Source organism: Denitrobacterium sp. (assembly GCF_056180635.1).
In genome coordinates this window covers 1-22,897 of the sequence record NZ_JAZZJS010000094.1, presented here as the reverse complement: position 1 = coordinate 22,897, position 22,897 = coordinate 1, and the positions used below count along the sequence as shown (strand labels likewise).

16 protein-coding genes are annotated in these 22,897 nt (G+C 61.8%); 7 read left to right on the top strand and 9 right to left on the bottom strand.

The window, feature by feature from the left end; genetic code table 11:
- The coding region (locus tag AC04P6_RS08845; protein ID WP_475566263.1) for a hypothetical protein at window positions 1–3,948 on the bottom strand (3,948 nt) is incomplete at its 3' end.
- A 246-nt stretch (window positions 3,949–4,194) separates the two neighbouring features.
- On the opposite strand from AC04P6_RS08845, the gene AC04P6_RS08840 reads away from it, so the two are divergent.
- The 3 genes from AC04P6_RS08840 (at window position 4,195) to AC04P6_RS08830 (ending at window position 7,067) form a co-directional block, all read left to right on the top strand.
- Window positions 4,195–4,533 (top strand): arsenosugar biosynthesis-associated peroxidase-like protein, encoded by a 339-nt coding sequence (locus AC04P6_RS08840; protein WP_475566262.1) that lies wholly within the window; start codon window positions 4,195–4,197, stop codon window positions 4,531–4,533.
- Between the two features lie 20 nt (window positions 4,534–4,553).
- Window positions 4,554–5,525: an arsenosugar biosynthesis radical SAM (seleno)protein ArsS gene (arsS, locus tag AC04P6_RS08835; RefSeq protein WP_475566261.1), complete on the top strand. Its 972-nt coding sequence runs from the start codon at window positions 4,554–4,556 to the stop codon at window positions 5,523–5,525.
- Window positions 5,526–5,624: 99 nt separating this feature from the next.
- Window positions 5,625–7,067, top strand: a complete 1,443-nt coding sequence (locus tag AC04P6_RS08830) for a dicarboxylate/amino acid:cation symporter (RefSeq protein WP_475566260.1) — start codon at window positions 5,625–5,627, stop codon at window positions 7,065–7,067.
- Between the two features lie 161 nt (window positions 7,068–7,228).
- Here AC04P6_RS08830 and AC04P6_RS08825 read toward each other — a convergent pair whose 3' ends face one another.
- From AC04P6_RS08825 to AC04P6_RS08790, 8 genes are read right to left on the bottom strand one after another with little or no spacing between them, the layout of a single operon-like run.
- Window positions 7,229–7,849 (bottom strand): flavodoxin family protein, encoded by a 621-nt coding sequence (locus AC04P6_RS08825; RefSeq protein ID WP_475566259.1) that lies wholly within the window; start codon window positions 7,847–7,849, stop codon window positions 7,229–7,231.
- Window positions 7,850–7,888: 39 nt separating this feature from the next.
- Window positions 7,889–9,172 (bottom strand): heterodisulfide reductase-related iron-sulfur binding cluster, encoded by a 1,284-nt coding sequence (locus AC04P6_RS08820; RefSeq protein WP_475566258.1) that lies wholly within the window; start codon window positions 9,170–9,172, stop codon window positions 7,889–7,891.
- Window positions 9,165–9,626, bottom strand: a complete 462-nt coding sequence (locus AC04P6_RS08815; RefSeq protein ID WP_475566257.1) for a GNAT family N-acetyltransferase — start codon at window positions 9,624–9,626, stop codon at window positions 9,165–9,167. Before AC04P6_RS08815 ends, AC04P6_RS08820 begins: the two co-directional genes overlap by 8 nt.
- Window positions 9,626–10,660, bottom strand: a complete 1,035-nt coding sequence (locus AC04P6_RS08810) for a DUF169 domain-containing protein (RefSeq protein ID WP_475566256.1) — start codon at window positions 10,658–10,660, stop codon at window positions 9,626–9,628. The genes AC04P6_RS08815 and AC04P6_RS08810 overlap by 1 nt, the downstream gene beginning before the upstream one ends.
- Before the next feature lie 12 nt (window positions 10,661–10,672).
- The gene (locus tag AC04P6_RS08805; RefSeq protein WP_475566254.1) at window positions 10,673–11,953 is read right to left on the bottom strand and encodes a radical SAM protein; all 1,281 of its coding nucleotides are present in this window, start codon (window positions 11,951–11,953) and stop codon (window positions 10,673–10,675) included.
- Between the two features lie 7 nt (window positions 11,954–11,960).
- On the bottom strand, window positions 11,961–12,827 hold the full coding sequence (locus tag AC04P6_RS08800; protein ID WP_475566253.1) for a TIGR04282 family arsenosugar biosynthesis glycosyltransferase: 867 nt from the start codon (window positions 12,825–12,827) through the stop codon (window positions 11,961–11,963).
- Window positions 12,824–15,079, bottom strand: a complete 2,256-nt coding sequence (locus AC04P6_RS08795; protein WP_475566252.1) for a molybdopterin-containing oxidoreductase family protein — start codon at window positions 15,077–15,079, stop codon at window positions 12,824–12,826. The genes AC04P6_RS08800 and AC04P6_RS08795 overlap by 4 nt, the downstream gene beginning before the upstream one ends.
- 12 nt (window positions 15,080–15,091) lie before the next feature.
- Window positions 15,092–15,901: an MBL fold metallo-hydrolase gene (locus AC04P6_RS08790; protein WP_475566251.1), complete on the bottom strand. Its 810-nt coding sequence runs from the start codon at window positions 15,899–15,901 to the stop codon at window positions 15,092–15,094.
- 139 nt (window positions 15,902–16,040) lie between these two features.
- Between AC04P6_RS08790 and AC04P6_RS08785 the strand changes: the two genes are divergently transcribed.
- The 4 genes from AC04P6_RS08785 to AC04P6_RS08770 form a co-directional block, all read left to right on the top strand.
- Window positions 16,041–16,457 (top strand): hypothetical protein, encoded by a 417-nt coding sequence (locus tag AC04P6_RS08785; RefSeq protein ID WP_475566250.1) that lies wholly within the window; start codon window positions 16,041–16,043, stop codon window positions 16,455–16,457.
- A 27-nt stretch (window positions 16,458–16,484) separates the two neighbouring features.
- Window positions 16,485–18,647 carry an NHLP family bacteriocin export ABC transporter peptidase/permease/ATPase subunit gene (locus AC04P6_RS08780; protein ID WP_475566249.1) on the top strand — a complete coding sequence of 721 codons (2,163 nt, stop codon included), beginning with the start codon at window positions 16,485–16,487 and terminating at the stop codon, window positions 18,645–18,647.
- 11 nt (window positions 18,648–18,658) lie between these two features.
- On the top strand, window positions 18,659–20,839 hold the full coding sequence (locus tag AC04P6_RS08775) for an ATP-binding cassette domain-containing protein (RefSeq protein WP_475566248.1): 2,181 nt from the start codon (window positions 18,659–18,661) through the stop codon (window positions 20,837–20,839).
- 126 nt (window positions 20,840–20,965) lie between these two features.
- Window positions 20,966–22,897: LytS/YhcK type 5TM receptor domain-containing protein (locus AC04P6_RS08770; RefSeq protein WP_475566247.1), on the top strand; the 1,932-nt coding region annotated here is incomplete at its 3' end.

Below are 22,897 nucleotides of genomic sequence, written 5' to 3'. Positions count from 1 at the left end.
GATTACGAAGGGCTCTTCCGCTTCGCATGCCGTAGCCGTTGCGCAGCGCACGGGCGGCACCGAGGTGTACCAGATGTCCGACGCGTGATAGAGCACGTGCCCATCCACGTCGCGCGCGCCCGTGTCGACGTATTCCGTGCGCAGCATCTCCACCACGGTGTTGCGCTTCGTGTCCACCACGGCCAGCGCATCGGTGTCATGGGCTAGGTCGGCCACGATGAATGGGTCGGAGAAATGATTCCCGCGGATGCGGCACGCCATGATGTGGTACGCCGCGGGGCGTTCCTTCACGTCTTCCGTTCCGTCGTTGGCCCACACGCGGTCTTCGTCGACGTCGCGCGACTGCGGCCAGAAAATGTAGGTGCCCTTGGGATTCACCGCGAAGTTCACTACGTTGAAGCCCGACGGACCAACGGGCTTCACCACCAGCTTGGGCGTGTCGTCGTTCGACCACGTGGCCGAATGGAGGGTCCATTTCGCGTAATCGTGCTCATTTGATGGCACCGTGAGCTGGGCTGGGTCTTCCGGATACGACGTAAGCGAGTACCCTTGCGCGGGGCATGGCACCAGGCGGATGGCCGAATCGTAGTCCTCGCAGCGTTTCACCGATTTGATCGTCTCGTGCAGAACCGCGGCGTATGTCTTGTACGTGTATAGCGTCAGCAGCAGGTAATGGCATTTCTCGGCCCCGCGAATCATCACCGTGAACGTCTGGTACAGCTTGTCGTAGTCCTCGTACTTGTAGGGCGAAAGCTTCAGCTCGTACGCCGTCGTGTCGGATATATTGCCCGCAAGCGCCCCCATGCTGCTGGCCGTGGGTGCCGCAATCGATGACATGTTGAAGTCGGTGAACAGAAGCCCAACGCGTACTTCCGCGGATGACCCCAGAACGCCTTCTGCAGTGTTGGCGCTGCGGTCGAGGAACATGAGCATGAGCTCGTTCTGGTGCTCGCCAATGGATTCGATCTGCAGCGAGAGGATGCTGTGGTACGCCTCGGGCTTGTAGCCGATGATTTCGCTGCCCTTGCGCGAGAAGCTGCTGCCGTCATTTAGCGCGAGGGTCGAAGCGTCGATGACGTCGTCGCCGCTCACGAATAGGCCGCCGCGTATGGAAACCGATGTGAACACCAGCTCGGTTGCTGCGGTGGCAAGGCTCGAGTTCAGGCGCCTGCCGGAAACGATGACGAATCGCACCATGTCCTCGGCGCGGTCGGCGTTCGTGATGGTGAAATCGAAGTCGTAATCGTATAGGTCGTCGTGCGACATGCCGTCGATGCCCGTCTTGAATTCGATGATGCGCGTGTTGCCCTTGGTTTCGCCATCGATGCAAGTGGCAACCAGGCGCGTGCGCATATTGCCGCCCACGTTCACCGCCGCGATGCGGAAGCACCAGGTGCCCGTGGCCGTTGCAGTGCTTCCCGCCTTCGTGCCCGTGATGGCGGTCACCTTCGAACGCGGCACGCCGAACACGTGACTTTCTTCCGTGCCGAATAGGCGCATATCCGACGAGGGGCGAATGCCGCCCATTGCTCCGAGCGCCGCCACGCCGGGCGTGGGCAGGCTCGCATCGGACATTTCTAGGAGAATAGACGCTTCGCGTCCGGGGTCTTCGCTTTGAGTCGAGAGTTCGCCTTCGCTGTTGATGGGCGTTTCCTCTGCTTGCGGTTCGAGGGTAGAGACGGGGGCGGGCTCAGGTGCGGATTCGTCTACGAGCGCAGCGCTTTCGTCTTCTTCGCTTGTCGCGTTTCCGCCACGTGCCTTGGCCAGGTCGTACACGACGTATGTCACGACCGTGCCATCCTCGAGCTGGTCTTCCATTGTGGTTGCGATGTCGTCCCAGTCGATGGTCGCCTCTTCGGAAATCGACTGCCCGGTAAGCGACTGCGACGTGAGGCTTGCTTCGCTCGTCTGCGCGAGCATCGTGTCGGTGATGGGCGACATCTTATCGAGCAGCTCTTCGATCGAAAGGTCGGCGAGCGCGTTCAGGGTGGCTTCCTCGGCGTGGGGTTTCAGGACCCCGGGGCCTTGGCCATCCCAGTTGTCGTAGAAGTTCGAAAACGCCTTGTTGTACAGCGCGAAGCTATGCGTGAACAGGAACAGCTCCACCACGAGCGAAACGACTGCCGACCAGCCAGCGGCGAAATGCGGGCTGGGAAGCGAATCGGGCTGCGTTCCCATGGGCACGCCAAAGAACAGCGTGAGCGTGATGGAGCCGCGCACCGAAATCGATGCCACGCCGCGCAGGCCTACGCCCACCGAAACCGCTGGCGTGATGTTGAGCGTCATCGTAAAGCCGGTGTTTGTGTAGTCCCAGCTCCAGCGCGAGAAATCGCCAACTGCATCAAGGAGCGACTCGGTCTTGTACAGCTTCGCCGACGTTGCGGCGGCGGAAAGTCCGAAAATCAGGCTCGCGTCGAGCGAGAAGGTGAGGAGCACGGGAATGGGCCCCGCGAAGAAGTTCTCGGTGATCGTGAAGTTCATGGCCGCTACGAGCTGGCCGGCTACTTCGCCCTGGAACACGCCCTTCGAGGTATTCCAGCGCGCAAGCGCCATAAGCTGGAAGTTCACCATCACCGAAAACGACTTGAACAGGTCGATTTGCTGTACGGCGCCTGGCTTGGAAACGAGCCCGGCCGTCTTGTCGGTCATGTTCTTCATCAGGCCGACTTTGCGGTTCCACTGCTGTTCAACGGACATGCGCGGGTACGTGCCCCAGCCGTTCTTCGCCGACTTGCCTCCGTCGTTCAGATATCCCCAGCTCGGGGATTTCAGCGTTATCTGCACCATGCCAAAGGGGTTCACGTAGATGCCGATGGGCAGGTCGGGCGTCCAGAAGCTCAGCTTGCCGCCGCCCAAGATGGGGATGTCGCCGGGCCATACCATGTCGAGCCCGGTGGTCCCCTGCGTGGAAAGGCCTCCCACTTGGCTTTCGTCTGTCGTGTTGAACGGGCAGAGGGTCTGCCCTTCGTTTTCGGAAGGCTCGTCGATAAGGCCCTTCGTGGTGGTGAAGGCGAGGGGCCAGCTGTACGTCTTCTTCCCCTGGCGCACCGCGATGCGGCATTTCGCGCCCACGGGCAGTGCGTCGTCGTTGCCTTCTTGCAGATAGTGGCCCTTGAGCGTGCCAGTGGCGGGCGCACCGTAGATTGTGACTTCCTTCGTGTCCCAGTCGCCCGTCTGCGCATCGAACACGCGCTCGACGCGCGACCCGATTTTCACGCTCTTGCCCATGCTCGCCTTCACGCTGCTGCGTGCGCTCTTCTCGCCGTCAACCCACAGCTCGATGGTGGCTGGGCTTTCGCTTGGCAGGTCGAGCACGCTTATGGTCATGGCGTGCTCGTCGCTGTTGGCCGGGGTGATGAGAAAGTCGTTCTTGCTGTAGAGCGCATCCCATTCGTCGAACGAAACGAGATAGGGGTAGGGCGTGCCCACGGCGTCGGCGGGGTGCGCGGGAACCTGCAGGCCCGTTCCTCCTTCCACGACCATTTTCGCCGTTTGGAAATGGCGCCAGCCATCTTTCTCCACGGTTACCATGCCGTAGAAGTAGTAGTAGCTAAGGCTTTCGAGGTCCTCGTCGTCTTCGCGTATGGAAAGCTCTTTGATGTCGAGGTTTACGACGCCGTCTTTTCCCGTGGTGCCCTGCGCGGTCTTGTTGTTGAATCGCGATGTTACCGTGACGCGCGCGCCTTCCACGGGCGGATAGCTGATGAGCCCCGACTCGTTTTCCTTGCCCCTTGTGATATCCACCACCAGGAAGCCCACTTCGTAGGGGTTCACGACGTCGATGATGACGTATTCCGACTCGCCGCCGGCAAGCTCTCGCTTGTCGGTTGCATCTTCTGCGGCATATGCGGGCCGGGGTGCTAGCACGATGCCTCCGGCCAGCGTGGGCAGCGCGACAATGGACCCGCAAGTGAGTTCGATGAACGAGCGACGTGATAGGTTCCCCATGGCGAGACCTCCGATTCACGATGCATCGGCTAAGCCTTTTCGTATGGGAAAAGTATATCGGGAAAATGGCACCTCTGCGCTTTTGTTTACGTTTCGCATTCCCAGCTTCTCGCTAGGGAAAGAATTGCGCGAAGGCCAAGGTCAGTGGCCTATGCCGCGCTCCGCTTCCGCGAAGAATATCTGGCACAGATTCTGTTTCAATTCGTATAATTGAAGACATCGTTCCAACCGCTGAAAGGAAAGCTCATGGCGACCTATTACGATCCTGCGGATTTGGTCAATTTCTCCAGCGAAGGCGTGGGCGCTCTCTCGCCCGAGCTCTGGGAAAAATTCATGGGGTATTACGGTGCGGTTTTCCAAGATGGCGCGCTCACTTCGCGCGAGAAGTCACTCATCGCGCTCGCCGTTGCGGCCGCCGTGCAGTGTCCGTACTGCATTGATGCGTATACGAATTCCTGCCTGCAGAAGGGCTGCTCGGAGGAGGAAATCGCCGAGGCATTCCACGTTACGAACGCGATTCGCGGTGGGGCTGCGCTAGCGCATGGCGTGCAGGCGCATAAGATCATCAAGGACCAGGAATTCTAGAGGCGCGAAAGAGGTCTGCGATGGCAGAGCGTACCGTGGAAGAAGTCATGAACAGTTTCGAGCCGTTCGCCGAGCGCGTGCCCGCGTGCGACCGGCTCACGAACGACCCGCCAACGACCATGCAGGTGAACGTGGGGTACCGCTGCAACCTGGCATGCCGCCATTGCCATCTGCAGTGCGGTCCGAATAGGGACGAATGCATGAGCCGCGAGGTCATGGAAGCGTGCCTGACTGCATATGAGGTGGGCGGGTTTTCCGCGGTCGACATTACGGGCGGTGCGCCTGAAATGCATCCCGACCTGGAATGGTTCCTGTTGCAGTGGCAGCAGCGCGGCGTGAAGCCCATCGTGCGCACGAACCTCGTCATCCTCACCGAGCCCGAGTACGCGCATTTCGCTCGGCTCTACGCCAGCATCGACGCCACGTTGTTCGCGTCGCTTCCGTACTTCAGCGCGCGCAATGTCGACAAGGTGCGCGGCGATGGAACGTTCGAGGCGTGCATCGCGGGCCTGCGCGTTCTGAATGACGCGGGTTACGGAACCGAGCGTCCCATTACGCTCGTGTACAATCCGCCTTCGGCAACGTTGCCGCCCGATCAGGCGTCGATGGAACTCGAGTATCGCCGTCATCTCACGAGGGAATATGGCGTGGAATTCACCAACCTGGAGGCCATCACGAACAATCCCTCGGGCCGCTTTGCATCGGCCCTGCATGCAAAGGGCAATTTGGAATCGTACATGAAGCGCCTCATTGGGGCGTTTAACCCCGCCACCACGGCGGGTATGATGTGCCGCAGCCAAGTTAGCGTCGACTGGCGGGGCAAGGTGTACGACTGCGATTTCAACCAGGCGCTGGGGTTGGAAATATCCACCGGCAAGACCATCTTCGACTTCGCGGCAGAAAGGCAGCCTGCGCGCGAAATAGTGTTCTCGAACCACTGTTATGGCTGTACGGCGGGCGCTGGCTCCAGTTGCGGGGGCGAAACCGCCTAATCCCTATTTATTCGGTTCCAATTTCTCAAGCCAACCTCTTGTCGCGGGTCTACAATGAGACGTGCAAGACAAGGGGTTGTTCTATGTGAGGGGGTATTCGTGATTAGGGAAGTTGAAACCGGGGAGCCCAAGAAGACAGTCAGTCTTACCACGTGGATCCTCATTTCGCTTGCCGCGGGCATCGTGGTGGGCATCGCGTGTTCGATCTTGGTTCCCGAAGGGTCGCCGGTCGACACGTATGTAATCGAGGGCGTCTTCTACGTCTTCGGGCAATGGTTCATCCGCCTCATGCAGATGTTGGTTGTTCCGCTGGTGTTCTGCTCCATCGTGTGCGGAGCTGCGTCGATGAGCGACCCGAAGCTCCTGGGCAAAGTGGGCGTGGGCACCGTGCTCATGTACTTGTGCACCACCGCGCTGGCCGTTGTGGTGGCCATCATGCTCGCGCAGCTCACCAGCCCGGGCATTGGCCTCGACATGGCTTCGATCGTGCAGGTGGAGCCCAAGGCAACCACCACCGACCAGACCATGGCCGATATGCTCATCAACATCATTCCCACGAATATCGTGGCGGCCATGAACAGCGGCACGATGCTGCAGATCATCTTCTTCGCGCTCATCCTCGGGTTCATCCTGGGGCGCCTGGGCAAGAAGGTTGCGACGGTGAATCGTTTCTTCACGCAGTTCAACGCCGTCATGATGTACATGATTGGCCTCATTCTGAAGGTGGCGCCGCTTGGCATCTTCTGCCTTATCGCGCGCACGTTCGCGAACTTGGGTCTTTCGGGCATCCTGCCCATGGTGAAGTTCATCGGAACGGTGTACCTGGGCCTGTTCGTGCAGCTGCTCATCGTGTACATGCTCATCCTGTTCATCTTCACGCGCCTGAATCCGTTCCAGTTCCTGCGCAAGATGCTGCCCGTGATGCTGTTCGCGTTCTCCACTAGCTCGTCGAACGCCACGATTCCACTGAACATGGAAACCCTTGAGAAGAAGATTGGCGTCGACGAGAAGGTCGCGTCGTTCACCATTCCGCTGGGTGCCACCATCAATATGGACGGCACGGCAATCATGCAGGGCGCGGCCGTTATCTTCGTGTCCCAGGCGTTTGGCATCGACCTGTCGTTCACCGCGCTGCTTACCGTTATCCTAACGGCGGTTACGGCATCCATTGGCACGGCTGGCGTTCCTGGCGTGGGCACGATCATGCTTGCCATGGTATTCGAGTCCGTAGGCTTGCCCGCTGAAGGCGTCGCGATGATCATGGGCATCGACCGCCTGCTCGACATGGGCCGTACCGCCATCAACGTCACGGGCGATGCGGTGGTTACCACGTGCATGGCGAAGGCGTCGGGCCTGCTGAACACCGAGGTGTTCAAGAGCCATGATTATTCGGCGGTAAGCGAAGCCGAGCTCGCGAACGTGGAAACCGACGAGCCTGCGGGCATCACCGACTTTACCGCGGAAGGCGATCCCACCGAGATTGGCGAGAAGGGCGACCCCGACAAATTCACCGATATCGAAGTGCCCAAGGTTAACAAGTAATCGTCGTGCGGAAACCTGGCTTACGGTTCCCCGCGTGTTCACGTTGAAAGCAAGGCTCCCCCTCCAATCTGAACTGCCTCCCTTTTCTCATGTCCAAGAACTGGGGTGCAGTTCAATCGGAGGGGGAGCCTTTTGCGTTTGGAATGCGGGCGGGCGATTGATTAGGGGCGCACGAAGTTGGTGTAGATGCGCTCCTCGGTTTCCGGCATGCCGAATGCCTCCTTGCCAAGCGCGATGCTCTTCATGAGGAAGACCATGTTGCGCGCAACGACGCGCATGTTCTGCAGGCCTTCCTCGTCCTGCGCGCTTTCGCCCACGGCTCGTCCGTGAGCGCCCGTCCAGTATTGGCCGCTGGCTACGGGCATGCCCGTGATGGTGAAGTACTTGTTCAGCTGGTCGAACGTCGACGAGATGCCGCCGCGTCGGGCAATGCTCAAGGCGGCGCCAACCTTCATGGTCTTGTCGAATGGCGTGCTGTAGAACAGGCGATCGAGCAGCGCGGTGAGCGTGGAGTTCGCGCTCGCGAAATACACGGGCGAGCCAATTACCACGCCGCTTGCTTCCTCGAGCACGGGGGCGAGCTCGTTGACGATGTCGTTGATGGCGCATGCGCCCGTCTCGTGGCATTTGGCGCACGCGATGCATCCGCGGATGTCGAGCTGCCCAACCTGGTACGTGACGCATTCGATTCCTTCGCTTTCGAATACGCGCTGCATTTCGGTCAGCGCAAGCCCGGTGTTGCTGTTCTTGCGCGGGCTCCCGTTGAGCATGAGTACTTTCATTCAGCTTCTCCTTTATCGTCTGCCAGTGCGGCTGTGCCGCTAGTTCGAAAGGTGTGCGGCGACCCATGCGGCATGCTTGCCCTGCCACATGTCATTGAGCGCTCGGAAGGTTTCGGGCCAGGGGATGCGCTCGTCGAATGCCGCTTCCAGGTAATTCACGACGTGCATGTCCTTCCAGCTGCCATCGCCCTCCATCGCGCTTTCCCAAAGTTCGTACGAGTAGGTATACGCGCAGGTGGGGCACGAGGTGACAATCGTGCGCGCACCTGCGTTGCGCGCGAGTTCCAGGTTGTGGCGCGTGCGCTCGCGGGCGATGGGGCGATTGAAGAGGTTCACGCCGCCACCGGCTCCGCAACAGCGCGCGTCATTCCCGCGGCAGGACGAAAGCTTGCAGGGCACGTGCTCCAGGAGCGTGCGTACGGCATCGCCATGGATGCTCGCGCGGTCGTTGCAGGAATCGACCGCCATTGCGGGCAGGGTGTTGTCGCCGAACCAAGCGGGGTCGATGTGCGCATCCGCGTCTACGAGAAGCTGCGCGAACGAGACGAACTCAAGTTCGATCGAGGCGCGCCTCGCGGCGCTTTGCAGTTGCGTGGCACAGGCTGGGCAGACGCATATGACGCGCTGCACGCCCTGCATGGCGATCGCCTCCACCACGCGGTCTTTCCACGCAGCGGCGCGTTCGGGCTCGCCCATGAAGTCGAGCGTGATGCCGCAGCAGGCGGTGGAGAGGAGGGTGGGCCCGCACTGCCCGTTCAGCCACGTAAGCGCCTTGCGCGTGAGCGCGGGAGCGTAGGTGGATAGCGCGCAGCCGGGGAAGAAGAGCGTCGCAGCGCGTGGGGCGTCGTCATGGGCATACGAATTGAGTTCGAGCCATTTCGTCCGTTCGGCGTCGATGGGTTCCACGCGCAACAGTGGCAGGTCGGCGTAGGAGATTCCCTGCACGGCGCGGAAGACGCTGAACGTGTTCCAGGTGCAATCCGTCTTCACGATGCCTAGCGCGTCGTTGCCGATAGTGCCCGCTGCGCGGGCCAGCGTGCGCCCACGTGCCCAGGCGCGGCTTAGTTCCAGGCCCTGCGGGCAAGGGGCGGTGCAGCGGTTGCAGCCTTCGCATGCGAGCGTGAACGGCAGGAAGGGGCTGCGTGTGAAGCTGCTTGCGGAATGCGATGCCTCAAGCGCCTCGTGGCATAGCACGCCCAGGTTCCAGCCATGCGCTTCAAGCAGCGAACAGCGTTGCGTGCACTGTCCGCATTGCACGCATGCGCTCTGCAGCTCTTCGAACGTAGGTCTCGCTTGCCGTGCCGCATCTTCGAAGCTAGCCATGATGCTCCTTTCCCGTGTAGAGGAAGGGAACGGGCTGGCAGGTTTCGCGGTCGGGACAGTGGAGGCAGTCCTCCTCAAGGTCGCCCGAAATCTCGTCGAACGAAATCTCCTGGCATCCGATAGCACGGTAGAAGCCGACGGCCTCGCCGCGGGAAACGAGCTTCAGTGGCCCTTCCCTTCGAGCTGCGTCGTCCATGAGCGCGCGTCCGATGCCTCGTCCCCGCCAATCGGGGCGCACGGCTACGGGGGCAACGTGCGGACCGGTTCCCGTGTGCTGAACGCGTAGGTAGCCGATGACGTAGCCGTCGCCATCGATGGCGACTGTGCCCGTTTTCCAGTCGGCGGGCATATCCATGCCGCCCATTTGCACGAGCGCCCGCACCGTTATCTCGTCACCGCTTTCGGCGGGGCGCAGGGAATACGCTGCGCTTGCGACGTTTGCCTGCGGTTCCATTACTGTTCCTGATTCGCCGGAACGTAGATTTTCGCGCGCGAATCGGGGATGGCCTTCTTTGCCAGGTGCTGCAAGCCCGAAACCACGGTGGGCATCATGATGCGGGGAATGCCCATGAACATCACGTCATCGGTGATGTTGCTGGCGGCGCGGCATCCGTAGCATCCAAGCGAGATGTTCATCGTGCCGTCGGTATACGGGAAGAGCGTGGTCTCCACGCAAAGGCTGTTGAATCCCGAAACGCGGTAGTTGAAGCGCTCGCCCGTGTAGTATGACGCGCTCATCGTGAGCCACATCATCTGCTCGGCGTTGCCCGCCACGATTACCACGTCGGGCGTTGCCGCTGCGTGGGAAAGGGGCGTCATCACGGTGGCGTCGACGCTGCGCTGGGGTAGGTGCGGGCGCTCGGCAACCATTTGCGCAGCTGCTTCCATGGAAGCCACTTTCTGGAAGAGCACGTACAGCTCGCCGCTCGCCAGCTTCGGCGGGACGTCGGTCATGCCCAGGATGGACGTGCCGTCGGGGCAGGCGTGCCTGTTCGGCGGCAGCATGATGGAAGCGCCCTGGCTCGCGCGCACCACCTGCTGGCAGTAGCGCATGCGCTCGGTGGGGATGGGCACGCGGGGAAGCGCGCCGCCTGCGGGAACGAGCGTCACGGAAACGGGTTCCGAGTCGAGCTTCAGAATGCTCTTCAGCGTTTCGCTCCACGAGGCGTACAGGTCGCGTTCGTCTTGCGGAAGCTCGGGCGCTTGCTCGCGATCGACGAACGGGTCGTATTCGGGTCCGCTGCCCGTGATGGAAAGCGCGCCCACGGGACACTGGCCCTCGCAGGTCTTGCAGCCTACGCAGCGCTCGGGTGCCACGGCAACGGGCAGTTCGGCGGGACCTTGCCCGGAAGCGTTAGGTTGCATGGTGTAGCAGTCCATCGGGCAGAATGCGGCGCACAGCCCGCATCCAAGGCAGATGCTGACGTTGTGCCCGATGTGATATAGCACCGAGGGGCCGTCTTGTCTCCCCGTATCCCATTGCGTCATGATTGGTTCCTTCTATCTGCCTAGCGATGAGTAGATGCGCTCTCCCGACGCGTCGTTCAGCTCGCTGCTGCAGAACGGGATGATGCGCCCGTCTGCGGTAGCGTGGCACATCGAGCATTGCTGCAGCCGCTCGAGGTCGATGTTGCTGCGGTCCATGTAGTCCATGATGATGACCGACAGCCCGCCCGAGAAATCGGGCACGCGCTTGCGTGCGATATCCCACAGCACCGCACCCTGCGGCGATGCGGGGTCGTATAGTTCCAGGTATTCGCCGTGCGTAAGCCCGCGCGTAACCGGCTCGTAGCCGTTTGGCGTGCGTGCGAGGTATACGCCCGAGTCGCACAGCGGGTGAGAGCAGCCCAGCGGCACGATGTCGTCGAGCTGGATGAGCCCGTCGGTTTGCGCGTCGAGCGCGTACATCACGTCGCCCATGGTAAGGGGCTTGCTCCTACGCACCTCGAAGCGCCCGCTTTCAAAAGCGGGTTGCAGGGCGACGCCCGCGATGACGTCGTTGTTCTCGAGAGCGAAGCGTATGACATCGCCAATCTGGTTTTCGTTTACGCCGCCCACCACGGTCATGGCCAGCACGACCTGCACGCCCTGCGCGCGGCACGCCTCGATGGCGGCAAGCTTCAGTCCTAGCACGTCGGCTCCGCGCGTGGCGAGGTACGGCTCGGGCGTGACGCCATCGAACTGCAGGTAGATGCCCGAAATGCCAGCGCTTGCCAGGTCGCGCAGAAACTCCTCGTCGCGCGCGATGGCGATGCCGTTGGTGCTGATCTCGATGAATTTCACGCCCTCCTCGCGCCCAATGCGCACGATTTCGGGCAGGTCCTCGCGCACGGTGGGCTCGCCGCCGGTGAGGTTCACGCCGCATTGGCTTCCCGCGCTCTCGACGATCGTGCGGAATATCGGGCGGAAGTCTTCCGCTGCAAGCTCGTCGTCGTCGCGTTGCGCGTCCATGAAGCAGACGGGGCAGTTCAGGTTGCAACGCTGCGTGAGCTCGATGCCCACTTGCGTGGGGTGGCGCCGATGGTTCGTGCAGATGCCGCACGAAAAGGGGCATGGTGCCGTCATGGGGTGCGTGACCTTTGGCGGAATGCTGGGCAGTGCTAGCGAGCAGTAGCGCTGGTAGTGTTCGGCGTTCGGCCAGCGGTACGCCTCGAATGCGCCGTGCTCGGGGCAGGTGCGTTCCATCCATACCGTGCCGTCGTCGTGCGCGACGACGTTGGCCGGAAGCTGCTTTAGGCATTCGGGGCAGAGGCTGACGGTTGTTCCCAGAATCTCGGACATGGCGAGCCTATACGTCGAGTTTGTCGCGGTTGTCGAAATTGCGATTGGGCGGCGTGACCACTTGAAGGTTCATCACGCGGATGAAGTAGAGCGTGCGGTGCGGCAGGAAGAGGTCCTGGTAATCCTGCGTGATCTCGAGCGCGTTGATGTAGGTCACGACATGTGCGAGGTCTTCCATGGTGTCGACGTCGGGCACGCTTTCCAGCAGGGCTGTTTGCAGCCCACCCAGTTCGTTCGCCTTGTCCACGTATGCCTGAAGCGCTGGGCGCCCCGACTGGTTGTAGTAGACGGTCTGGTTGTCCATGCCGCAGTTCGCCGTGTAGCCCACGAGCGACGTACCGCCGGCCTGGCACGGCGCGAGCACCATGCCACCTTTGGGGTCGTTTTCGAGGAATCGCTGAAGCCAGGTGAATGCATCGACGACGTGCTTGCGCGGCATGATGGGCAGGTCACCGCCCACGGCAACGCATGTGCTGCATCCCGCCTCGAATACCTGGCTGAACGCGTCATCGAAGTGGTCGTCGAACACCTTGCCCCTATCGAGGATGACCTTGATGGGACGCGGCCAGGGGCCTTCCTTTTCCAGGAGCTCTTCCATCTTCGCCACGCTGTCGGCTGGCGTGGTGCTCACGTAGAACTCGTAGACCCGCTCGGGTGCCGACGGATCGGCTTCGCGTTCCTTGCGATTCTGCTCGTCTAGGATGTCGAGCGCTTGCATCGAGCATTCCAGCACGTCGAGCATCATGCGGCGGTACAGCGTTGCCGCCTGCACTTCCGTGAATGAACCATCGCGCGTGGTGGAGAGGCGTGTTTTCACCAGGCCCGGCTCGGGCGGCTTGGTGAACAGTATGAAAGCATTCTTCTGGACGGTCATCGCGTGCCTTTCTTCCCGTGCTCGGGCGCGCGAGCCGAATCGCCCGCGGAGGCCTGAGCGGATTTGCTCGGACAATCGGTCTTCTCTACGTATGCTTCTATGCCATTGTATGCCCAGGTGCCGATGAGCGGCTCGCAGTCCTGGGGCGCGGCGCCCGTGAGAGCGTTGATATTGCTGGCCAGCGTGCTAGCGAAGGTATCTTCGCCATCGAGTTTTTCGGGGAACCACCAGCCGTATTCTGCGCTGGCCACCCCGAAGGGCATCTTTTCCAGGTGCACCACCAGCACGGCGGCGCCCTTCTGGTTTGATACGCGCACCCAGTCGCCTTCCCGCAGGCCCAGCGCTTCTGCCGTTTCCGGCGCCATGCCGATGCGCGGGTAGGGGTGCAATGCGCGGAACAGCTCGTTCTGGAAATACGACGAACCCCAGAACGGCTGCGAACGCGCGCCCGTGACCAGCACGATCTTGCCGTGTTGCACGTCGTGTTGCGCAATGGTGCCTTTCGCGGGCTGTGGGTAGGCGCTGCCGCCCAGCTGTTCGAGTAGCGACGATGCGAGTTCGACCCTTCCCGAGGGCGTGGCGAACCCCGTGGACTTCCCATTCTGATCGAGCGTTTCGTGCTTGCGGTAGGTGGGCGCGGGAGCGTAGATGCCGCGCTCGGCGAACTCTTCGAACGTGAGGCCCGTGGGCTCGAGCAGGATGCTGTATTCCTCTTCGAGCGAAGTGGCGGGCCAGGCGTCTTCCATGCCCAGGCGAAGCGCTAGTCCGCGCAGGATGTCGAAGTCGGTGCGCCGTTCGTGCAGGGGAGCTATGGCCGCAGTGCCGCCGTATGCCATGTTGGCGATTCCGCCGTGAATCTGGCAGGTGGGGCGCTCGAGCCCGCCTGCGACGGGAAGCACGTAATCGGCCATCTGTGCGGTGGGCGTGACGCGGTAATCGGTTACTACGCACAGGTCAAGCGCCGAAAGCGCCCGCTGAACCAGGTTCTTGTCGGCGTAGGTGAGCAGCGGATTCGCGCCCATTACCAGCAGGGCCCGTATGGGATACGGCGTGCCCGTGGCCATTGCGTTCAGCACGCGCTCGGGGTGCGCCGAGGTGAGGTAGCGTTCGGGAAGCGAACGCCCCAGCTTTTCGGTTTGCGCATTTACCAGCTGGTAGCCGGCGCGGCTCTGCAGGCGTGATTCGTTCAGCTCGAACTGCCGCTGGCTTGGCGGGAATAGGTCGGGGCGTTCCATGCTCGCTTCCGTGCGGAAGTCGCTGCGCTCGTGCATGAGGGTGGCGCCCGGGCGGTCGACGTTGCCCGTAATGGCCCGCAGCAGGCAGAGCGCGCGCACGGTGGGCTCGGTGTTGGGGCCCAGCTGATCGATGCCGCGTCCGGAAAGAAGCACGGCGGGGCCGCTCGTAGCGTAGATGCGCGCGGCGCGCCTGATATCGCTGGGCGGCACACCTGTTTCTCGCGCGGCAATTTCGGGAGTGTAGCGCAAAAGGTGGGTCTTCAGGCCTTCGAACCCTGTGCACCAGCGCTCTACGAAATCGTGGTCGAACAGGTCTTCCTTCACGATTGCGTGGAGCATGGCGAGCGCAAGGTATGCGTCGGTTCCGGGGCGTGGCGCCAGGTGAAGGTCGGCTGCGCGCGTGGTTGCGGTTTCTCGGCAGTCAATTGCCACGAGTGGCATGCCCGCGCGGCGCCGTTCCCTAATCTGCGCCCAGAAAAGCGAGTTGTCGCTTTCGGCAGGGTTCGTCGCCCAGAGCACCATTGCGCCCGTATGGTCGTTCAGGTCGGCTTCCAGGGGCCAGCCGAAGGTGACCGCGTCCATCCATACGCGCGGGTCCCAGCAGATCTGCCCGATGCCCATGTTGTTGGGCGTGCCGAATTGGTTGAGGAAACGATGCAGCGGCCAGTAGGTGGCGTGCGGACCGCCGATGGCGCTCGCGAGCGTTTGCCCACCATATTCCTGGCGCAGCGCATCCAAGCGGCTAGCGATGTCGTCGAGCGCTTCATCCCAGCTCACGCGCTCGAATTCGCCGCTTCCGCGTGTTCCTGCGCGCCGCAGGGGATAGTTCAGGCGGTCGGGTGCGTCGAGGTCGGTGAGGTTCATGCGCCAGCGACGGCAGCGCGCCGCAACGGAAGGGTCGTATGGGTAGCGCGTGGGGTCGGGCGCAAGGTCCACCACGCGGCCGTCGTCGACCGTCACGTTCAACCCGCATAGGTATCCGCAGTAGTGGCAGTTTCCCCTTCGCACCTCGCGCATCGCAGCCTCCGTCTATCGCTCGCAGGGAATGCGTTCGCCGTCGCGTGGAAGAATGACGCGCATGGGGCCGGTGTCGAGCGCGTTCAGCCGTTCGCGCAGTTCGCTTGCGGTGGTTGGCTCGTCGTAGTGCAGCGAGCAATGCGCCAGGTAAACGGCCTTCGCGCCCAGTTCGCGGCCAAGTGCGATGGTCTCGCTCACGGTGGTGTGCTCGCCTTCGCACCAGTTGCGCCCGATGAAGGTGCTGTCGTGAATGAGCACGTCAAGGTTGTGCAGGCGCTCGAGCGCTTCGGGGGCAAGAGGGCCCGTGTCGGGGAAGTATGCTCCGCGCCATTCGCCCGCTTCGATGAGGTAGCCCACCGCTCCGGGGCAGTGTGATGCGGGCAGCGCCGTGTAGGTTACGCTGTCGAACGCGAGCTGCTGAAATGGTTCGATAACTTGCGGTTCCAGCGTGTCCCACATCCAGTCGAGGCGTGGCTCGATGGCCTTAAGCGTTTCCGCCGTGCCATAGATTGGCAGCGGGCGCTTCCGATGCAAGCGCACCATGAATTCCAGCTGGGGAAGGCCGCCCGTGTGGTCGAAGTGCTCGTGCGTGATGAGCACGCGGTCGACAGCGCGCATGCGTTCGCGCGCAAGTTGGATGCGCAGTTCGGGAGCGGCGTCGATGAGGGTGATTTCATTGCCGATGAGGGCTATGTCGGAACAGGTCTTCGCTTCGGCGGGGTTCGCAAGGGCCTCTTCGCACGCCTTGCAGCCGCAGTAGTAATTGGGGTTCCCGCAAGAGGCCCCCGTGCCTAGAAAGAGCAGTTCGTGTTGTACGCCCATGGCCCCATCCATTCACCCTGTTCAGACAGTTTGGGTCTCATTTTACCCCGTAGCCTTACAAGAAGCTTCCCCTCTCTTCCCGAAATGTGCATTATGAGATAATGCAGGTATTCATACATCCGTGGAAAGGAGACCGCCCATGGCTAAGGTCGCGGAAGCGAATTCCGGGGCGAGCAGGCTGTCTTCCCCCGAACAACTGAACGACTATCTTCGCGTAACCAACCCGCGTGTTTGGATTCTCCTCGTTGCGTTTGCGCTCATCATCGCGGGTTTCATCTTCTGGGGCAGTGTGGTTTCCTTCGAAAGCTACGCCACGGGCACGGCCACGGCGTCGGGCGGCGACCTGGTGGTCGTCTTCGACGACGCGAAAAGCGCCCAGCAGGTGCAGGCGGGCATGGAACTCGAGGTGGGCGACGAGCGCACCGAAATCCTTACCGTTGGCACCGACGACGAGGGCCATGTGGTTGCCTCGGCTCGCGCCACCATTCCCGATGGCGCCTATGATGCGCGCGTCGGGTACAAGACAACCCAGATCATCGAGCTGCTCCTGAATTAGGAACCGGTGCGCAAGATGGGGAAGGTCGTGAAACCAGCTAAATCGGGCGTCGTGAAGGTGCCCATGGTGATGCAGATGGAGTCGCTGGAATGCGGCGCCGCTGCTCTGGCCATGATTCTGGCGTATTACGGAAAGTGGCTTCCGCTGGAGCAGGTGCGTTCGAGCTGCGGCGTCTCGCGCGACGGCACGAGCGTGCGCGGCATCGTGTCCGCGGCCGAAAGCTATGGGCTGGAAGCCGTGCATTACCAGTGCACCCTGCAGTCGCTGCGCGAGCGCGGCACGCTTCCGTGCATCGTGTCGTGGAACAGGGTGAACTTCGTTGTGTACTGCGGCGCGAAGGGCAATCACGTCTACGTGAACGACCCGGCCAAGGGCACGTTGCGCCTTACCGTCGCCGAATTCGAGCGCTCGTTCAGCGGTGCGTGCATTCTGTTCGAGCCCATGGCCAGCTTCCAGCCCTCGGGCAAGCGGCGCAGCACCATCGACTTCGCGCGCAAGCGCCTCCAGGGCGCCGGTGGCGCGGTTGCCTTCGTGGCGCTTACCACGGCCGTGTGCTATCTCTTCGAGATGATCAATCCCGCATTCACGCGCTTCTTCATGGACCGCCTGCTCACGGGCGAAAACGCCGATATGCTCATCCCATTCACCGTGCTTCTGGCGGTCGCGGGCCTCATGCAGGTGGTGGTGGAAGCGGCGCGCTCCATCTATTCGCTGAAGATCAACGGCAAGATGGCCATCGTCAGCAGCAGCGCGTTCATGTGGAAGGTGCTGCGCATGCCGCTGGAATTCTTCTCGCAGCGTATGGCGGGCGATATCCAGCAGCGCAAGGGCACGAACGCCATCATCGCCGAAACGCTCGTGAACACGTTCACGCCGCTGGCTCTCAACATCCTCATGATGCTGTTCTACCTGGTGGTCATGATTCGCTACTCGGTGCTGCTCACGCTCGTGGGCCTGTTCACCATCGTGCTTAACACCTTCTTGGCCAACCGCATTTCGCGGAAGCGCGTGAATATCACGCGCGCGCAGATGCGCGATACGGGCAAGCTGGAATCCACCACGGTTTCGGGCATTCAGATGATCGAGACCATCAAGGCGTCGGGCGCAGAAAACGGCTACTTCGCCAAATGGGCTGGCTACCAGGCTGCGGTGAACACGGCCACGGTACGCTTTGCCAACTTGAATCTGTATCTGGGCATGCTGCCGAACTTCTTTGCCAGCCTAGCGAACTACACCGTGCTGGTGCTGGGCGTGTTCCTGGTGATGAACGGCCAGTTCACGCTTGGTATGGTCATGGCATTTCAAGGGTATTTGCAGCTCTTCATGAGTCCGGCCATGACGCTCATCAGAGCGGGGCAGAGCCTGCAGGAAATGCGCACGCAGATGGAGCGCGTGGAAGACGTGATGGAATATCCCGAAGACGTGAACTATCGCGACGAGCCCCTCGATAGCGAAACCAGCTACGACAAGCTGGAGGGCAAGGTCGAGCTGAAGAACGTCACGTTCGGCTACGCCAAGCTGGGCGAGCCCACCATCACCGACTTCTCGATGACGCTCGAGCCAGGCGATTGCGTGGCCATCGTGGGGGCGTCGGGCTGCGGCAAGTCCACCATTGCGAAGCTCATTGCCGGGTTGTACCAGCCGTGGAGCGGCGAGGTGCTGTTCGATGGCAAGCCCATTTCCGAAATCGACCGCAGCGTGTTCACGGCTTCCGTGGCCGTAGTCGACCAGGACATCATCCTGTTCGAAGACACCATCGCGAACAATATCCGCATGTGGGACGGCACGATCGAAGACTTCGAAGTCATCATGGCCGCGCGCGACGCGCAGATTCACGACGACATCATGGCGCGCGAGGGCGGCTATTCGGGCATGCTGGAAGAAGGCGGCCGCGACCTTTCGGGCGGCCAGCGCCAGCGCTTGGAAATCGCGCGCGTGCTCGCGCAGGACCCGCTGGTGGTGGTGATGGACGAGGCCACGAGTGCGCTCGACGCCAAGACGGAAAACGAAGTGGTGCAGGCCGTAATCGACCGCGGCATCACGTGCATCATGGTTGCGCACCGCCTGTCCACCATTCGCGATTGCGACGAGATTATCGTGCTCGACGGCGGCAAGGTGGTCGAGCGCGGCACGCATGATGAACTCTACGCAGCTGGTGGCGTGTACACCGAGCTGGTAACGAGCGACTAGGAGAGGCACCTATGGGGTTCCAGGACGATCAGGTTCGTCAGCGAAAGCGCGGTGACCAGGAGCTTTTCGAAGACTCCATCATTCGCATGGCTTCCGCCGTGGTGGGCGCCAGCAGCGCCGGCGCCATGGCCAGCGAGCGCATCGTCACGCGCGAGGCCATCGACGACATCCTGAAGTTCTACCACATCAACCCCGTGGAGATTCCCGCCAGCATCACCGAACCCGACGAGCAGCTCGAATACGCGTTGCGCCCGCACGGCATCATGCATCGCATGGTGGAACTTTCCAGCGACTGGTACAAAGACTCGTTTGGTCCGATGATCGCCTACCGCAAGGAAGACGGTGCGCCCGTGCCCGTGTTCCCGCGGCCGTTCCGCGGCTACTGGTACCGCGACGCGTCGGGCAAGCGCGTAAACATCGATGCGCGCGTTTCCCGCGAGTTCGAGATGGAAGCGCGTTGTTTCTACCGCCCGCTTCCCCTGCGCGAACTGGGCGTAAGCGACCTTTTGGAATACATGCGCCAATGCCTGAACGCGGCCGACGTGGCCTTGCTCGTGGGGCTTTCGCTGTTCGTGACGCTTGCTGGCTTGCTGTTGCCCTTCCTGGCGAAATCGCTTACGGGCTTCGTGGTGGAAAGCGGGAGCTTCGGCATTCTGTGGGCCACGGCGGCCTTCCTGGTATGCGCCAGCGTGTCGCAGCAGCTCATCATGGCCTCGCGCGAGGTGATGGTGAACCGCATCCAGACGAAGGTCTCGCTGCCCGTGTCGTCGGCCATCATGATGCGCATCCTCAGCCTGCCTCCCTCGTTCTTCAGGAAATACAGCTCGGGCGAACTGGCAAGCCGCGCGTCGGCAGCCAAGCAGCTGGTGAGCTTGCTCGTTTCGAACGTGCTCTCGCTGGGCGTGACGGCGCTGTTCTCGCTGTTCTACATCGTGCAGATCGGGCAGTTCGTGCCCTCGCTCGCGTTCCCGGCGCTGTGCGTCATCATCGCTACCGTGGCGGTTACGCTGCTCACTTCCGTCGTGCAGATGCGCGTGTCGCGCAAGCAGATGAAATTCGCCGCGAAGGAAAATGGCAAGAGCTTCGCGATGATCTACGGCGTGCAGAAGATTAAGCTCGCGGGCGCGGAAAAGCGCGCGTTTGCCAAGTGGGCGCAGTCGTACACGAAGAGCGCCGAACTGCAGTACAACCCGCCGTTGTTCCTGAAGATTAGCAGCGCGCTCATCTTGACCATTTCGCTCGCCGGAGCGCTGGTGCTGTACTACCTGGCCACCGTGAATGGCGTTTCGCCTTCCGACTACATCGCGTTTTACGCGGCATACGGCATGGTTATGGGCGCATTCACGTCGCTCGCCGGTGTGGTGCGCACCGTCGCGCAGATCCGCCCGCTGTTCGATATGATTGCGCCCATCCTGGAAGCCGTGCCTGAAGTGGCGCGCAACAACGAGGTGCTCACGGCGCTGTATGGGCGCATCGAATTCAACGACGTGTTCTTTCGCTATACCGACGACACGCCTTACGTGCTGGATGGGTTGAATCTCACCATTCGCCCGGGCGAGTACGTGGCCGTGGTGGGGAAGTCGGGCTGCGGCAAGTCGACGCTCGTGCGCTTGCTGCTGGGCTTTGAAGTGCCTGACAAGGGCGCCATCTACTACGATGGCAAAGACATGACCAATCTCGACTTGCGTTCGCTGCGTCGCCGCATTGGCGCGGTCACGCAGGATGGCAGCCTCTTTTCCGAGGACATCTTCTCGAACATCACCATTTCGGCGCCGCATCTATCCGAGGAAGAGGCGTGGGAAGCGGCCGAGCTAGCTGGCATCGCCGACGACATTCGCGCCATGCCCATGGGCATGCATACCGTTATCTCGGAAGGCAACGGCGGCATTTCGGGTGGTCAGAAGCAGCGCATCATGATTGCGCGCGCCGTGGCGCCCAAGCCGAACGTGCTTGTGTTCGACGAGGCCACGAGCGCGCTCGACAATCGTACGCAGAAGCGCGTGGCCGAAGCGCTCGACTCCCTGAAATGCACGCGCATCGTCATCGCACATCGTCTTTCTACCATCAAGAACTGCGACCGCATTCTGTACCTGGACGGTGGCCGCATCGTCGAGGACGGCACCTACGACGAGCTTATCGCCCAGGGTGGTCTCTTCGCGCAGCTGGTGGAGCGCCAGCGCCTCGATTCCTAGCGCTGCCACCTTGTCCGCTTAGGTACTCCATCTGCGAAAATAAAATAGCTCGTGCGGTTTTCGTACGGCGTGGAATGCGCAATAATGAAGGTTGCTGTTTCCGCGCGCAGAAAGGTGCGTAGAGTCATGGGCACCACCGTCTTGCAATTTGCGTTCATAACGCTGCTACCCGTGGCCGCTTGCGTCGTGCTTGCTCTCATTCGCCGCAGCGAAGCCGCATCCAAGGTTCCCCCTGCCGCTCGGCAAGTCTTCATCGGCGTCGTATTCGGGCTCGTGGCCCTGGCGGCTGCCTTGGTGGAAGTCGGCTATTCCGAAGCGTCCATTAGCGTGCTCGATGCGCCGCCTCTTGCCGCCGGCTTGTTCTTCGGCGGTCCCGCAGGCGTTATCGCGGGCGCTATCGGCGCAGCCAGCCGCTGGTTCGCCGTTGCCGGAGGCGTAAGCGATTTTACGCGGTTGGCCAGCTGCCTTGGCTGCCTGCTGGCGGGCGTATACGCAGCGCTCCTTCGCAAGTACCTCTTCGACGACCGTATGCCCAGCTGGCCCATGGCGCTTGCCACGGCCGTGGTCGCCGAGGTCATGCACCTGCTGTTGGTGTTCATCTCCAGCATGGAAGATCCGGTTCTGGCGTTCCAGGTCGCGCAGGCCACCACGCTACCGTCCATCGTGGGCGTGGGGCTATCCATCATGCTTTCCGCGCTGGTGCTGGCGCTGCTCAGCGGGCGTCCGCTCATTGCGCATGAAACGCGCGGAGTGGCGCAGATCGTGCAGAATCGCCTGCTTGTGGGCATCATTGCGGCGTTCATGCTCACCGTGGGCTTCACGGCCGTGCTGCAGACGAACATCTCGAATTCCGACACCGAGTCGCTTCTGCGCTTGAACATCGCCGACGTGGAGCAGGATATCGTGGACGCGTCCGACGACAACCTGCTTTCGCTCACCAAGCGTGCGGCGGGCATCGTGAGCTCGGTCGAGGCCGCTACCGACGATGATTGCCATCGCATTGCGGCCGAACTTGACGTGTCCGAGGTGAGCTACATCAACCGCGATGGCATCATAGTGGCCAGCAGTGCTTCCGAATTCGTGGGCTTCGACATGAAGTCGGGTGACCAGTCGGCCGCCTTCATGGTGCTCGAGCCTGGCGGCGCGGAAACGCAGCTCGTGCAGAGCTATCAGCCCATCGTCTACGACCCCAGTCGCTACCGCAAATACGCGGGCGTTTCGCTGGACGATGGCTTCCTTCAGGTGGGCTATGACGCGGAAAACTTCCTCGACGATCTTTCCGTGCAGGTGAAAGCCGCGGTGAAGAATCGCCATGTGGGGCAGGGCGGCGCGCTCATAGTGGTCGATGAAAACGGACGCGCCATCAGCGCGCGCAACGACATCACCAGTACGAACGTTGATCAGCTGGTAACCGACGCCACGAACGCCGGTTCCGACGTGGTGTTCTCGACGTCGTTCGATGGCGAGGAGTATTACGCGTGCTATCACGAGGTGGAGGGCTACCGCATCATCGCGATGCTGCCAACGTCCGAAGCCAATTTCTCGCGCGACCTTTCCGTGCTCATCATGTCGTTCATGGAAGTGGTCGTGTTCGCGGCGCTGTTCCTGGTCATCTATTTCGCCATCAAGCGCGTGGTTGTGCGCAGCATCTGGCGCGTGAACGGGCGCTTGGGGCAGATCACCAACGGCGACTTGGATGTGGAAGTCGACGTGCGTGGCAGCACTGAGTTCGCCTCGCTTTCCGACGACATCAACAAGACGGTGGCTGCTTTGAAGGAATCCATCGCCGTGGTACAGGCCGACCTCGACATGGCGGCCGACATCCAGGCGAACTCCCTGCCCGAAATCACGCCCGACATCGCGGCGTATCCTGAGTTCGAGCTGTTCGCAAGCATGGAGCCCGCCAAGGAAGTGGGCGGCGACTTCTACGACTTCTTCCTCATCGACAACGATCACTTGGCCATGGTGGTGGCCGACGTGAGCGGCAAGGGCGTGCCCGCCGCTCTGTTCATGATGCAGTCGAAGACGGTGCTGAAGATGGAAGCGCTTTCCGGCCTT